The organism is Enterobacter sp. JS8-1 (assembly GCF_049187015.1).
In the GTDB taxonomy this organism is placed as follows: Bacteria; Pseudomonadota; Gammaproteobacteria; order Enterobacterales; family Enterobacteriaceae; genus Enterobacter; species Enterobacter mori.
Genome location: NZ_CP185805.1, coordinates 1,116,068 through 1,130,546 on the forward strand (window position 1 = coordinate 1,116,068; position 14,479 = coordinate 1,130,546).

The 14,479-nt window shown below is 54.3% G+C and carries 13 protein-coding genes; 5 read left to right on the forward strand and 8 right to left on the reverse strand.

What is annotated here, in order from left to right; all coding sequences use genetic code 11:
* Nucleotides 1-46 precede the first annotated feature (46 nt).
* Complete coding sequence (locus tag ACOQH0_RS05200; RefSeq protein ID WP_421511676.1) at nucleotides 47-3,139, forward strand: beta-galactosidase; 3,093 nt, start codon at nucleotides 47-49, stop codon at nucleotides 3,137-3,139.
* A 36-nt stretch (nucleotides 3,140-3,175) separates the two neighbouring features.
* Here ACOQH0_RS05200 and ACOQH0_RS05205 read toward each other — a convergent pair whose 3' ends face one another.
* Complete coding sequence (locus tag ACOQH0_RS05205; RefSeq protein ID WP_421511677.1) at nucleotides 3,176-4,003, reverse strand: nickel/cobalt efflux protein RcnA; 828 nt, start codon at nucleotides 4,001-4,003, stop codon at nucleotides 3,176-3,178.
* A 131-nt stretch (nucleotides 4,004-4,134) separates the two neighbouring features.
* Between ACOQH0_RS05205 and ACOQH0_RS05210 the strand changes: the two genes are divergently transcribed.
* Nucleotides 4,135-4,407 (forward strand): metal/formaldehyde-sensitive transcriptional repressor, encoded by a 273-nt coding sequence (locus ACOQH0_RS05210; protein ID WP_010428149.1) that lies wholly within the window; start codon nucleotides 4,135-4,137, stop codon nucleotides 4,405-4,407.
* Here the strand turns inward: ACOQH0_RS05210 and ACOQH0_RS05215 are convergent.
* Nucleotides 4,400-5,965, reverse strand: coding sequence for an EAL domain-containing protein (locus ACOQH0_RS05215; RefSeq protein WP_421511678.1), 1,566 nt, complete (start codon nucleotides 5,963-5,965; stop codon nucleotides 4,400-4,402). The two genes, ACOQH0_RS05210 and ACOQH0_RS05215, sit on opposite strands and share 8 nt — an antisense overlap.
* Before the next feature lie 232 nt (nucleotides 5,966-6,197).
* Between ACOQH0_RS05215 and ACOQH0_RS05220 the strand changes: the two genes are divergently transcribed.
* Both ACOQH0_RS05220 and ykgO read left to right on the forward strand, forming a co-directional pair.
* Nucleotides 6,198-6,458: a type B 50S ribosomal protein L31 gene (locus ACOQH0_RS05220; protein ID WP_010428154.1), complete on the forward strand. Its 261-nt coding sequence runs from the start codon at nucleotides 6,198-6,200 to the stop codon at nucleotides 6,456-6,458.
* A gap of 2 nt (nucleotides 6,459-6,460) precedes the next feature.
* Nucleotides 6,461-6,601 carry a type B 50S ribosomal protein L36 gene (gene ykgO / locus ACOQH0_RS05225; protein WP_421511680.1) on the forward strand — a complete coding sequence of 47 codons (141 nt, stop codon included), beginning with the start codon at nucleotides 6,461-6,463 and terminating at the stop codon, nucleotides 6,599-6,601.
* Here ykgO and ACOQH0_RS05230 read toward each other — a convergent pair.
* Nucleotides 6,598-7,308, reverse strand: coding sequence for a GNAT family N-acetyltransferase (locus ACOQH0_RS05230; protein WP_421511681.1), 711 nt, complete (start codon nucleotides 7,306-7,308; stop codon nucleotides 6,598-6,600). The genes ykgO and ACOQH0_RS05230 overlap by 4 nt on opposite strands.
* 101 nt (nucleotides 7,309-7,409) lie before the next feature.
* Here ACOQH0_RS05230 and ACOQH0_RS05235 point away from each other — a divergent pair, with 101 nt between their 5' ends.
* Nucleotides 7,410-8,870, forward strand: coding sequence for a PLP-dependent aminotransferase family protein (locus ACOQH0_RS05235; RefSeq protein WP_421511683.1), 1,461 nt, complete (start codon nucleotides 7,410-7,412; stop codon nucleotides 8,868-8,870).
* On the opposite strand, the gene ACOQH0_RS05240 is transcribed toward ACOQH0_RS05235, so the two are convergent.
* The 5 genes from ACOQH0_RS05240 to acrB form a co-directional block, all read right to left on the reverse strand.
* The gene (locus ACOQH0_RS05240; RefSeq protein WP_042714806.1) at nucleotides 8,842-9,309 is read right to left on the reverse strand and encodes a YlaC family protein; all 468 of its coding nucleotides are present in this window, start codon (nucleotides 9,307-9,309) and stop codon (nucleotides 8,842-8,844) included. The genes ACOQH0_RS05235 and ACOQH0_RS05240 overlap by 29 nt on opposite strands.
* Before the next feature lie 117 nt (nucleotides 9,310-9,426).
* The gene (maa, locus tag ACOQH0_RS05245; RefSeq protein WP_010428173.1) at nucleotides 9,427-9,978 is read right to left on the reverse strand and encodes a maltose O-acetyltransferase; all 552 of its coding nucleotides are present in this window, start codon (nucleotides 9,976-9,978) and stop codon (nucleotides 9,427-9,429) included.
* Nucleotides 9,979-10,187: 209 nt separating this feature from the next.
* Nucleotides 10,188-10,406 carry an HHA domain-containing protein gene (locus tag ACOQH0_RS05250; protein ID WP_010428174.1) on the reverse strand — a complete coding sequence of 73 codons (219 nt, stop codon included), beginning with the start codon at nucleotides 10,404-10,406 and terminating at the stop codon, nucleotides 10,188-10,190.
* Nucleotides 10,407-10,433: 27 nt separating this feature from the next.
* Nucleotides 10,434-10,808 carry an Hha toxicity modulator TomB gene (gene tomB, locus ACOQH0_RS05255; protein WP_008499288.1) on the reverse strand — a complete coding sequence of 125 codons (375 nt, stop codon included), beginning with the start codon at nucleotides 10,806-10,808 and terminating at the stop codon, nucleotides 10,434-10,436.
* Between the two features lie 509 nt (nucleotides 10,809-11,317).
* The gene (gene acrB, locus ACOQH0_RS05260; protein WP_172701375.1) at nucleotides 11,318-14,464 is read right to left on the reverse strand and encodes a multidrug efflux RND transporter permease subunit AcrB; all 3,147 of its coding nucleotides are present in this window, start codon (nucleotides 14,462-14,464) and stop codon (nucleotides 11,318-11,320) included.
* Nucleotides 14,465-14,479: the final 15 nt, after the last annotated feature.

A 14,479-nucleotide genomic window follows, 5' to 3' on the forward strand; every position in this document is an offset into this window, starting at 1 on the left:
CAGGGCATGTTGACTAAAATTGTGAGCGCTTCGCAAAGAGGTTATTATGTCTGACACATCATCGCTGACCCTCAGCGCACTTCTGGCTCGTAGGGACTGGGAAAACCCCGGGGTGACGCAGTGGAATCGCCTGGCGGCCCACGCGCCGTTTCACAGCTGGCGTGACGAAGCCTCTGCCAGAGAAGAGGTGACAACCCCGAACAAACGTTCTCTCAACGGGGTGTGGCAGTTTAGCTTTTTTGCTGCACCAGAACAGGTTACGCAGGCATGGGTAGAAGAGGATTATACTGATGCCGTCGCGATGCCCGTTCCTTCGAACTGGCAGATGCAGGGCTTTGATACGCCGATCTACACCAATGTGACCTATCCGATCCCCGTCAATCCGCCCTGCGTTCCGACAGAGAATCCTGCCGGTTGTTACTCGCTCACATTTGAGATGGATGACGCCTGGCTGCACGGCGGGCAAACCCGCATTATCTTCGACGGGGTAAACTCAGCATTCCATCTCTGGTGCAACGGCCAGTGGATTGGCTATTCCCAGGACAGCCGCCTGCCCGCCGAGTTTGATCTCACGGCAGCGCTGCGTTCAGGCCAGAACCGTCTGGCGGTTATGGTGCTGCGCTGGTGCGACGGGAGCTATCTTGAAGATCAGGATATGTGGCGCATGAGCGGTATTTTCCGTGACGTATCGCTGCTGCATAAGCCTGAGACGCAGATTGCGGATTACCACGTTGTGACCGATCTCAACGCAGAGTGCGACCGCGCAATGCTTAACGTCGACGTCGCGCTGGCCGGCTCCTGCTATTCAGCCTGCGAAGTGGCCATCACCCTGTGGCGAAACGGCGAAAAATGCGCCAGCGTCACGCAACGCCCCGGCTCTGCGGTGGTTGACGAGCGAGGGCGTTGGGCGGAGCGGTTAGCGGTGGCGATCCCCGTCAAAGAGCCCGCACTGTGGAGTGCGGAAACGCCTGAACTTTACCGGCTGACAATTGCGCTTAGGGACGCACAGGGTAATGTGCTGGACGTCGAGGCATGCGACGTCGGCTTTCGCCGGGTTGAAATCAGCAATGGTCTGCTGAAGCTCAACGGTAAACCGCTGCTGATTCGGGGCGTGAACCGCCATGAGCATCATCCGGAAAACGGGCAGGCGATGGATGAAGCGACGATGCGCCGCGATATCGAGCTGATGAAGCAGCACAACTTTAACGCCGTCCGTTGCTCGCATTATCCGAATCATCCGCTGTGGTACAGGCTTTGCGATCGCTACGGTCTGTACGTTGTGGACGAGGCCAATATCGAAACCCACGGCATGGTGCCAATGAGCCGTCTTGCTGACGATCCCCGCTGGCTGCCTGCCATGAGTGAACGCGTGACCCGCATGGTGCAGCGCGATCGTAACCATCCGTCCATTATCATCTGGTCGCTGGGGAATGAGTCCGGACACGGTGCAAACCACGATGCGCTTTACCGCTGGCTGAAAACTACCGATCCAACGCGACCTGTACAGTACGAAGGCGGTGGGGCGAATACGGCGGCGACCGACATTGTCTGTCCGATGTATGCTCGTGTTGATCAGGACCAGCCGTTCCCGGCGGTGCCAAAATGGGCGATCAAAAAATGGATCGGCATGCCGGATGAAACTCGCCCGCTGATCCTCTGTGAATATGCCCACGCAATGGGCAACAGCTTTGGCGGGTTCGCCAGGTACTGGCAGGCATTTCGCAGTCATCCGCGCCTGCAGGGTGGGTTCGTCTGGGACTGGGTCGACCAGGCGCTGACGAAGAAAGATGAAAACGGCAAACCCTTCTGGGCTTACGGCGGTGACTTCGGCGATAAACCGAATGACCGACAGTTCTGCCTGAATGGTCTGGTATTCCCGGATCGCACGCCGCATCCGGCGCTGTATGAAGCGCAGCGCGCGCAGCAGTTTTTCACCTTTACGCGGGTGAGTACCTCTCCGCTGGTGGTTGAGGTGAAAAGTGATTACCTGTTCCGCCATACCGACAACGACGTGGCGAGATGGTCGGTTACCCGCGACGGGGAGGTGCTGGCTCAGGGTGAGGTTGCGCTTTCCATTCCCCCTCAGGGTCAGCAGCGTCTGGAAATCACACTGCCGACGCTGACGGCCGAGCCGGGGGAGGTCTGGCTTAATGTGGAGGTTATCCAGCCGCAGGCAACAGCCTGGTCACCGGCGAATCATCGCTGCGCGTGGGATCAGTGGCTGCTACCGACACCGCTGTACGTTACGCCACCGCGGGCAGTCGGGATCCCGCCGGTATTCACAGAGCAGGATGATGTGCTGGACATTACCCATGGAGAGCAACGCTGGCGGTTCGATCGCGCCTCGGGAAATCTCACGCAGTGGTGGAACAAGGGCGTTGAAACGCTGCGCTCGCCGCTGACGGATAACTTTACCCGTGCGCCACTGGATAATGACATTGGCGTGAGCGAAGCCACGCAAATCGATCCGAATGCCTGGGTTGAACGCTGGAAAGCGGCCGGAATGATTGAGATGTCTGCGCGCCTGCTTATGTGTGAAGCGGAATCGCATGCCAATGACGTGGTCGTGACCACGCGACACGTCTGGGAGTATCGCGGTAAGGCGCTGTTTTTGAGCCATAAGGTCTGGCGGATTGACGATTGCGGCGTGCTGCATGGCGATGTGCAGGTGCAGGTGGCGTCCGATATTCCCGAGCCCGCGCGTATAGGCCTGAGCGTCCAGTTTGCTCAGGTACCGGATACGGTGCGCTGGCTGGGGCTGGGGCCGTTCGAGAACTATCCGGACAGGAAGCTCGCGGCGCAGCAGGGGCGCTGGACTTTGCCGCTCGATGCGATGCAGACCCCCTACATTTTCCCGACAGAAAATGGTCTGCGCTGTGACACCCGAGAGCTTGTCTGCGGGGCGCATGTGCTTCAGGGAAATTTCCATTTCTCCGTCAGCCGCCACAGCCAACAGCAGCTTCGTGAGACAACGCATCAGCACTTACTGTGCGATGAGCCGGGCTGCTGGCTCAACCTGGATGCATTCCATATGGGCGTTGGCGGTGATGATTCCTGGAGCCCAAGCGTTTCACCTGAATTCATCCTGCAACATCGTCAGCTTCGCTACACCTTTAGCTGGCATCAGAACGCACTGTAGCGCGCCAGTTGCGGCCACCGCGGGTGGCCGCGTCGCTCAGGATAAAATTCCGCTCAGCCCGTGAAGACTCATAGCGATCCCGACGAGGGTAATCAGTGCCGCAGATATCCAGGGCGCTTTTCGCGAAAACTCGCTGAAACCCGGCCAGCGCTTCGTCGCGTGCTTAAGGCTTAAGGCGGCAATCGCGCCTGAAGCGACCAGTGTCAGTGCGAGGCCAATACTGAAGCTGAACACCAGCGTTGCGCCGAGTGCGAAGTGTTTGAGCTGCAGGCAAATCAGCAGCACCGTGATGGACGCCGGGCAGGGAATAAGCCCGCCCGTCAGGCCAAACAGGGCGATCTGCCCGGTAGTGACGTTTTGTCCGTTGAAACGACGGTTAATATCCTGGGCATGCGCGCGCTGGTGGGCGTCTTGCCACTCTTCTTCAACCAGTTGATGGCCAGGGTTGTGATGATCATGATGATGGTCGTGGTCGTGGTCGTGGTCGTGGTCGTGAGCATGGTGAGGATGATGCTCGTGCGGCTGGCTCTCTTTCCAGGTGCGCCAGACCATCCAGAGCGCGATCGCAATGATCAACACGCCAGAGATCAGCTGGAACCAGGGCTCAGACGTATGAGCATCCCAGCCCCGACCAAACCATAATCCCGCCATCGCAATGATCCAGACCACCGCCGTGTGCGACAGGGTTGCGGCAAGCCCGAGAAGGATCGCCTGCTTAAGCGTCCCTCGGATCGCCACGATAAAAGCGGCCATCATCGTTTTTGAGTGGCCCGGCTCAAGGCCGTGCAGCGCACCGAGCAAAATAGCGCTGGGCACAAACAGCCAGGCGTTGCCTTGTTGAAGGAGAGAAGCAAAATCGTTCATTGAACATTCCGGGAGAAAAACTGTGCTCTGATACTACTCCCCCCCAGTAGTCTAATACTACCCCCCAGTAGAAAAATACTCAGGTGGAGTAGGGCGTGATATGCTTAAAACGTCAAAATTAGGGGGAAGAGATGTCACATACGGTTCGCGACAAGAAGATGTTATTAACCCGCCTGAAAAAAATTCAGGGGCAGAGCAACGCGCTGGAAAAAATGCTTAATAGCGACCACGAATGCGCCGATGTTCTCCAGCAGCTGGCAGCGATCCGCGGGGCGGTCAACGGCATGATGATGCAGGTGATCGAGGGCCATTTAACCGATCACGTGGTGAAAGAGCCCGAAGAAGAGCAGCGTGAAGCCGATCTTGGCGTGGTTTTAAAGGTGATCAAATCCTACCTTAAGTAGAATGTGTCTTGAGGTTTATTTCCGCCCAGAGAATAAATTCTTCCCTTGGCAGCGCCTTACTGTAGTACCACCCCTGTCCATACTGCACCCCGTGAAGGTGCAGCCAGCGGAGCTGCCCGTCGGTCTCTATACCCTCCGCCACCATGGCCAGATTCAGCGATTTCGCCATTTCAATAATGTGCGGGGTGACGTTTTTATACTCCAGCGCGTCCACAAACGACTTATCAATCTTTAACGTGTCGACGTCCAGATCCTGTAGGTAGCTCAGACTGGAATAACCGGTACCAAAATCATCGATATAGATGGCATGACCCGAACGGCGAAATGCCGCGATGGCCGGTGCGCTAATTTTAGGATCGGCAAAGCCGCGCTCGGTTAACTCAAGGGCGATCTGCCTGGGATGGACTTTCCACTTATTGAGCAACTGGCTCAGCAGAGGCGGCAACTTGCCGGAGAGTAAATCGGCAGGTGCAAGGTTAATGGAAATATGCTGATCGCCATGCAGATGTAGCCAGTGACCCATATCCTCAAACAGTTTTTCGATGACTAGCTGCGTCAGTTGCGAAATAAGGCCCGTCTGTTCCGCTAGCGGAACGAAAATTTCCGGTGAGAGATAGCTCCCGTCAGGCTGAGGCCAGCGGGCAAGCGCCTCTGCACCGACAATTTTCCCACTGCAGAGCGCCACAATGGGCTGGTAGTTAACCACAAATTCACGGTTATTAATCGCATCAAGCAGCCTGTAGCGTGGGGATTGTATACGCCGCAGAATACGCAGAACAAAAAGCGCGGCAAGTAGGCTTATCAACACGCCAAACGGTAGCCAGAAAAGAAGTTGCCGATGCCAGGTTTCAGCCAGCGGTTTTAACGCCGCCCAGGCGACGATATTAAACCCCAGTTCAGGAACAGGCTTAATAATATACATTGACCCGTTGTACTGAACGCGGGTCATTTCCCGATCGACAATCATGTTGCGGATATGAGGAGCAAGCGCGTTGCTGCTGGCAAAAACGAGGTGTGTTGAGCTGCCTACCAGCGCGGCATCAATTGCGATCTCACCGAAAGGGATCACATCCACCAACGAGGCTGGATCGATCAGCACAAGGTAATGGCCTTTGCCCAGCGCGGCCATATAGCGGTTAAAACCAAGATCGTTTTGCGTGGTCAGCCAGGCACTGTAACCATCTGCAGTAATACGCATCGGGGGCGGGAAAGCGGCTGCGTCGCTGTCTTGTTCCAGCGAGGAGCAGAGGGGCTTCAGGCTGTCGATGTAGATCACTTCCTGAACATAACGCCATGAGAAAGCAACCCGACGCATTTCCCGTAAATGCAGATAACTACAGGGAGGCCCCTCAAAGGCCTGAAGCCGGGTCAGCGCTTCTTTTGCCTGATCAACAACCCTGTCTGTACGAAGCAGCACGCGGGAGGCGTAACTATCAAGCATATCGACAAATTTATCCTCCGCCTGGCGATGCGCCAGCCAGATACTCAGGCAAATCGGTACCAGCACAGAAATGATCAGTATGCCTGTGACCAGGCTGACCAGATGTCGGGTTTTCATGCTGCTGTTTCCTTTCTCATATGCCCATTTCCGGGCACAGAGTCGCTTGTCGGAGGCGAAAGATTTTACCGCGAAATGATATAGTTATAGCACGCAGGCGTCATGATTTTCATTTTGTCGCAGACCTTTAAGGAAGTTTTGCGAGGAAGGGTGGGAATTTTCAGGGGTTGTTTTTTCAACTGAGCCTGGATATTATTTTTGTTATGTTATAACAAAACATGAAGAGCGTATGATGAAACCTGATATCCATCCAGCCTATCGCACCGTGGTGTTTCACGACACCAGTGCCAACGAATACTTTAAAGTCGGATCGACCATCAAGACCGACCGTGAAATTGAGCTCGACGGTGAAACGTATCCGTACATCACCATCGAAGTCTCTTCAAAATCACACCCGTTTTATACCGGTAAGCAGAAAACGTTCTCGACGGATGGCAGCGCTGCGCGCTTCCGCAAACGTTTTGGCGGCTTTCTTAATGCGAAGCGGGGTTAACCATGCAGATACTTAACTCGCTGCGCAGTGCGAAACAGCGTCATCCGGATTGCCAGATCGTAAAACGCAAGGGACGCTTGTACGTCATTTGCAAATCGAACCCGCGCTTTAAAGCCGTTCAGGGTCGTAAAAAAAGACGCTAAACGCGCGTTTCACGCCAACTTTCCAGGGATCTGATCTGTTTGCCATCGACGGTAAAATTGTCGGTGGCAAGCCAGTTTTCAAACGCTTTCGCCAGCATCGGCCACTCGCTGTCGATGATTGAGAACCAGTCCGTATCCCGGTTGTGTCCTTTCGTTACCAGAGCCTGACGAAAGCGCCCCTCAAACTGAAATCCCAGACGGAGCGCCGCCTTGCGGGAAGGTTCGTTCAGGCTGTTACATTTCCATTCATAGCGGCGGTATCCCAGCACGTCGAACGCATACTGCATCAGAAGATATTGCGCTTCTGTGGACATCGGCGTGCGGCTAAGAAGGGGGGAGAAATGAACGTGTCCCACCTCCATAACACCGTTTGTCGGATCGATACGCATCAGCGCCAGCGTACCGACCGGTGCCTGAGTCTGATTATCAATGACGGTGAAATGTACCGGATCCGGTAATTCACATACGCTTGCCACCCACGCGGCAAATTCGCCTGCGGTGGCATCAGGTTCACGCAGCAGCCATGTCCAGCTGCGGGTATCTTCTGCCAGAAGATAGGCTGAAAAGAGGGCATCGGCATGTTCCACACGCAGCGGCTCCAGCCGACAGTAGCGGCCATGAGGATGCACGCGGGAGGGAGGCTGGCGGGGTTGCCAGTCGATAAGTTCATCGCCAACAGGTTGTCCAAACTGATTGAATGTGCTCATGTTATTTTCCGCTCTGCTGTAAGTGATCCCAGAGTAAATAAATGCTGGTTCCTTAAAAAGTACCAGTGAGGTATGTTCTGGTGGTACCACGGAGAGGGAAAATGAATATACCTGGCGATGAATTTTATACCCTGATTACTGCTGCGCTGAAAAAGCGCGGTGAAGAGACCTTGCAGCGCACGCTGTATCTTGCCATGCGTGAAGCTGTCCTGCAGGGAAGGCTGCAGGCTGAAAGCCGCTTACCGGGCTCCCGGGTGATTGCGCAGCAGCTTTCCGTGTCCCGTAACACCGTCAATGCGGCGCTTGAGCAACTCTCGCTTGAAGGGTATCTGCTGCGCAGTCGTCAGGGTACACGCGTGGCGCAACTGGCGCAGCGCGGAAATCGACAGGATTTTCCCGAGCCGACCGTCACGCTGGCTAAGCGGGCGACGCAACTGCCAGAGCCGACGCCGCGGGAGACGCCGGTACTCGCTTTTACGCCCGGCACGCCAGCCATCAATTATTTTCCTCTTCCGCTCTGGCGGCGCTTGTACGATCGCGTTTTACGCGAGGAAGGGAGTGCATTGCTTGGCTATGGCGATCCGGCCGGGGAATCCTCATTGCGTGAGGCGATTGCCCGCCATCTTGCCCTGTCGCGGGGGATTGATTGCGATGCCAGCCAGATTGTTATTACCGAGGGGGCTTTGGAAGGGGTGAATCTCTGCACGCAGCTATTGAGCGAGCCGGGAGATATCGCGTGGATTGAAGATCCCGGCTATGCGGGGGCAAAAAGCGCGTTTGCGAAATCGGGATTAACGATGACAGGCATGCCCGTGGACGACGAGGGAATGGACTGGGAAGGGCAAGATGCAGCGCGTCCTACACTTATCTTTACTTCGCCTTCACATCAGTTTCCCTACGGGAGCGTGCTGAGCGCGCGTCGGCGCTTGTCATTGCTGGCTTTGGCGCTCCAGCATAAGGCCTGGATTATCGAGGACGACTACGACAGCGAGTTTCGGTATTCCGGAGAGCCGGTGCCAGCAATGCTGGGAATGGTCAACAACGCGCCCGTGGTTTATTTGGGAACATTCAGTAAAACGCTGTTCCCGTCGCTCAGAATCGGTTTTATGGTCATCCCACCGTCGCTGGCAAACGCGGCGCGTCCGGCCATTGCTGCGTTATTGCGTGGGGGGCATCGTGCGGAACAGCGTACGCTGGCGCTGTTTATTGAAGAGGGCCATTACGCTCGTCATCTTGCCGCCATGCGTCGGCTCTATCGGAAACGCTACCGGCAGCTGCGCGACGTACTCAACGCTGAGCTACATGTCGCGCATCGTGTGCTGGCGGCGGAGGGCGGCATGCACCTGACGGTGGCAATTGACGGGATTAATGACAAGGCGATTGTTCAGCAGGCGAGGGCATTCCAGCTAGCTCCCGCGGCGTTAAGCGGGTACTACCTGACGCCGAAGCAGGGGCAAACCGGTCTGGTACTGGGGTACGGTAATACCTCTGCTTCTCAGTTTGCGTCAGGTATCCGACGCCTACAAACGCTGATTACGCAGCAGCAGGACGGGAAAGCGTAAAGACGTCATAGAAAGAGAGCTGGCCTTTGGTTGAAACCATTTTCTGCAGCTTCTCTTTCTGCCCGGTCTCCACAGCAGGGGAGTGTAAAATGCTGTCGATTAATTCTGTCGGCACAAAGCGCGTGTTGTACCACTCGCCGTTATAGCAGACCCGGAAATCAAGCACGTCGATATCTTCGTAGCGGTAGCGGGGATTAACGTCGAAAAAGAAGAACGCGTTAAATACCACAAACAGCACAACGAGCAGCCAGACGGAGTCCACCAGGGTTTCGGATGTTAGCATCACCACAAGCGTTGCCAGCCAGGCAGCGTACATGGCGACAAACAGTCCCGGATGCTTGCGGATGAAGCTAATGCTAAAACGCGGGCGATTGTCGCGCTTTTCGCGGTGGTTAAGATCGTCGATGGTGGCGGTGAGCAGGCGCTGTATCTCGGTCATTTTCTGCCTTCATGATTGTTGAAAATACAGGGGATCTGCCTATTTTAGGGGAGCCACCAGGCTGAAAAAAGTAACAGTCAGGCGCTAAAAGACCATAACAGTTGGCTCCCCGACATCTTAGAGCATCTTGATGATTTTTGCCGGATTGCCGCCAACGACAGCATTGGCCGGTACATCTTTTGTCACAACCGCGCCGGAAGCCACCACCACATTATCACCCAGCGTGACGCCAGGATTAATGACGGCGCGCCCGCCAATCCAGACGTTATTGCCAATGGTCACGGGCTTGCCAAACTCGACGCCGCTGTTGCGTTCATCGGGATCCAGCGGATGAGTTGCCGTATAGATATGTACACCCGGTGCCAGCATGCAGTTGTCGCCAATATGAATAGGGCAGACATCCAGCATCACGCAATCGAAGTTAGCGTAAAATTCTTTACCCAGGTAAATGTTGTAGCCGTAGTCACACCGGAAACTCGGCTCGATATACGCGCCTGCGCTTTGTCCTAAAAGTTCCGCCAGAATGTTCTGGCGTTCAGTTTTCGCGTCGGGGGCGGTATGGTTATAGCGGTGAATCAGATGGCGGGCTCGCAGTCGATCGCCCCGTAACGTCTCATCACCAGGGCAGTAATGTTCACCTGCAATCATCTTCTGTTTTTCTGTGCTCATTCAGGAACCTCTCTGGATATCATTACTGCAGAGTAATAGGGATAAGCCAGCAAGGGAACGTTCCCGGAAAACCTGTGTGATAAGAGTCACAACAATGTTGCGGATGAGCGCGTTTTACACGGAGACCTGCTTTCGCACAGGGAGCGTAAGTCGAAAGGTGTATACAAACCAGAATGTGACGTAGAACCTCTACAGACACACGTAAAAGATTAACGAACAAACTTCCATACGGACGTTGGGATTTTGTCATACAGCTTATTCATGGTCAGCTCAGCAAGCCGATGGTCAGCGGCTGAATAAAATACAGCCAGTTCATTATCAGACAGCTCGTATTTATTTTTTTCGATGACACGTTCGAGCGTGTCTATTGACTGACAACGTCGCAAGCGCATCAAATAATCGACTTTTGTTAATGGTTTATCAGACATAAATTCACCTTAGTAATTGTAATAATTTTAACAGGAAAGACTAACCGGGTTTGCTCTGCTCACGTTGACGAAGCAGCGGAATAGCCGATTTCCCGATTTACGCCATTTTTGCAAATCCTGGGCGTTAATGCCGTAGCTACTGAACAACATAAAGGTGTCGTCCAGGTATTCGTCAATTTGCTCAATGAGCTTATTATCTTCATTGTACTTAATTTTATAATTAAGTGCGAAGGTTGCAATATGCTCTATCAGCTCGTTCAACTGTAAATTGATCGCAGACGTTGGGTCATTCACCCAGCCATGGTTACTTTCATCAAGATTGGCAAGGCAGTCATGGTACAAGGATTCGCAGAGAAATTTCAACTGCGCGATATCATGCCTTTTTGGCGAGTACTCGTCCATAGCGCATCCCCTTCTGAGTGATTTCTTACTCACCGAACATCATGTCGGGATGGATACAACATACTTAGCCGCACGGGTGCTGTGTTCCTGATAACTCTAACTATAAGCCACTCTGATCGAGATTTCACCGCGCTATTACGAAAAATTACAATTAAAACCTGATACTGCGAGCGTTTACGCAATTGCCCGGCCTGAACAGAACGTTTTTATCCGAATTAACACTGATTTTTTATCGCGTCCTTACGTTTCATTGATTTAGCGTAAACTGTCAGACGAAAACCAGATTCGGACTTTTCTTTGCTGGAGAGTGGTGCTAGGAATATTCCTAATAATTTGCGCGGCGAAATGAAATTAAAAAAATCATGAATTCGCCGATTAAGTTTTCAGTTAATTATGATATGTCTTATTAAGATGACAGAAAATAAATAGCAGCACAATAAGCGTAATTTATGATTTTTTTGAAATGAAAAAGGCCGCAAATGCGGCCTTTTTATCATATGAAACCGGTATCAGTGAGGTTCTACCGAATGACTATGCTCAACGTCTTCATTCTTACGGCTGAAGCGGCGGCGAACCACCACGAAGAACACCGGTACGAAGAAGATCGCAAGAACGGTCGCGGTTACCATCCCACCCATTACGCCGGTACCTACTGCGTTCTGCGCACCGGAGCCCGCACCGGAGCTGATAACCAGCGGCATTACACCGAGGATAAATGCCAGAGACGTCATCAGGATTGGACGCAGACGCATACGAACGGCTTCGAGCGTCGCCTCAATCAGACCTTTGCCTTCTTTCTCCATCAGATCTTTGGCGAATTCCACGATAAGTATCGCGTTCTTCGCCGACAAGCCAATGGTTGTCAGCAGGCCCACCTGGAAGTAAACGTCGTTGGTCAATCCACGGAACGTTGCGGCAAGCAGCGCACCGATAACCCCCAGTGGAACAACCAGCATAACGGAGAACGGAATCGACCAGCTCTCATACAGTGCCGCCAGACACAGGAAGACCACGATCAGTGAAATGGCGTACAGGGCAGGGGCCTGGTTCCCGGACAGACGTTCCTGGTAGGACATACCGGTCCAGTCATAGCCGATACCTGCAGGCAGTTTACTGGCGAGTTCTTCCATCAGGTTCATCGCTTCACCGGTGCTTCGACCCGGCGCAGCCTGACCCAGGATTTCCATCGATGGCAAGCCGTTATAGCGTTCCAGACGCGGTGAACCGTATTCCCAACGCGAGGTTGAGAAGGCGGAGAACGGTACCATCTGTCCATCGCTGCCGCGAACGTACCAGTTGTTGATGTCGTTCGGCAACATACGGTACTGCGCTTCGGACATCACGTACACTTTCTTCACACGACCGCGGTCGATGAAGTCGTTGACGTAGCTACCGCCCCAGGCCGCGCCCAGTGTGGTATTGATGTCGCTGATGGACACACCCAGCGCCTGGGCTTTTTCCTGGTCGATGTCGATTTTATACTGCGGTGTATCTTCCAGACCGTTTGGACGCACGCCGACCAGCAGGTCAGGGTGTTTAGCCACTTCACCAAACAGCTGGTTACGCGCCTGAGTCAGTTTCTCGTGACCCAAACCACCCTGGTCAATCAGCTGGAAGTCGAAACCGGTCGCCGTACCCAGTTCAACAATCGCTGGCAGGTTAAAGGCGAAGACCATCGCATCTTTAATCTGCGAGAAGGTACCCATGGCGCGGCCGGTGATCGCTTCAACTTTGTTCTCTTCGCCCGGACGTTCAGACCAGTCTTTCAGAGAAACGAAGGCGATACCGGTGTTCTGACCACGACCCGCAAAGCCAAAGCCGTTAACCGCAAACACGGATTCAACGTTGTCTTTCTCTTTGGTGAGGTAGTAGTCCGTCACTTCGTCCAGCACTTTCTGGGTACGCTCTTGCGATGCACCCGCCGGGAGCTGTGCCATCGTCAGGAACACGCCCTGATCTTCATCCGGCAGGAACGAGCTTGGCAGACGAACGAACAGGAAAGCCATGCCCACCACGATGATGATATAGAGCAGCAGATAACGACCGGTGCTGCGCAGGATGTTGCCCACGCTGTCGGTGTAATGGTGCGTGCTCTTATCAAACATGCGGTTAAACCAGCCGAAGAACCCTTTGTGCTCGCCGTGACCACCTTTCTGAATCGGCTTCAGCATGGTGGCACACAGGGCAGGCGTCAGGATCAACGCCACCAGCACGGACAGCGCCATCGCGGAAACGATGGTAATAGAGAACTGGCGGTAAATCGCACCGGTTGAACCCCCGAAGAAGGCCATCGGGATAAATACCGCAGACAGCACCATCGCGATACCGACCAGCGCGCCCTGGATTTGCCCCATCGATTTACGGGTTGCTTCCTTCGGCGGCAGGCCTTCCTCCGCCATCACACGCTCGACGTTCTCTACCACAACGATGGCGTCATCCACCAGCAGGCCGATGGCGAGCACCATCCCGAACATTGTCAGGGTGTTTATCGAGTAGCCGAATATCGACAGGATTGCGAAGGTCCCGAGCAGTACGACCGGAACGGCGATGGTTGGGATCAACGTCGCACGGAAGTTTTGCAGGAACAGGTACATGACCAGGAAGACGAGGATGATCGCCTCAACCAGGGTTTTTACCACTTCGTGAATCGAGATTTTAACGAACGGCGTGGTGTCATACGGATATACGATTTTCAGACCTGACGGGAAGAAAGGTTCCATCTTCTTCAGCTCTGCACGGATAGCCGTGGCGGTGTCCAGGGCGTTAGCGCCTGTCGCCAGTTTGATACCCAGACCGGAAGCCGGTTTGCCGTTGAACTTCGCGATGATGTCGTAGTTCTCACCGCCCAGCTCAACTTTCGCCACGTCGCGCAGGCGAACCTGAGAACCGTCCTGATTCACTTTCAGCAGAATTTTGCTGAACTCATCGGCGGAGGTCAGACGCGTCTGTGCGATGATCGAGGCGTTAAGCTGCTGGCCTTTCACCGGCGGCGTACCGCCTAGCTGACCGGCTGCCACCTGGGCGTTCTGCGCTTTGATCGCGCTGATTACGTCAACCGGCGTCAGCTGGAAGTTGTTCAGCTTGTTCGGATCCATCCAGATACGCATTGCGTACTGGGAACCAAACAGCTGAACGTCACCCACACCGGAAGTACGGCTGATGGCGTCCTTCATGTTGGCGCCCACGTAGTCGGAAATATCCTCCTGCGTCATGGTACCGTTGGTGTTGATAACGCCGACAACCATCAGGAAGCTGCTGGACGATTTCTCGACGCTCACACCCTGTTGTTGTACTTCCTGCGGCAGCAGCGGCATCGCCAGCTGCAGTTTGTTCTGCACCTGAACCTGCGCGATGTCAGCATCGGTACCTGACTCGAAGGTCAGGGTGATCTGAACTGTACCGGTTGAGTCACTGTTAGAGGACATGTACATCAGGTTATCGATACCGTTCATGTTCTGTTCGATAACCTGAGTCACGGTGTCCTGCACCGTTTTTGCATCAGCCCCTGGGTAGGTTGCGGAGATCGTCACCGCCGGTGGCGCAATCGTTGGATATTGCGCGACGGGCAGCTTCAGGATCGCAAGTCCCCCAGCTAGCATGATAATTATGGCGATCACCCACGCAAATATGGGGCGATCGATAAAGAAATTAGGCATGTCTTAACGGCTCCT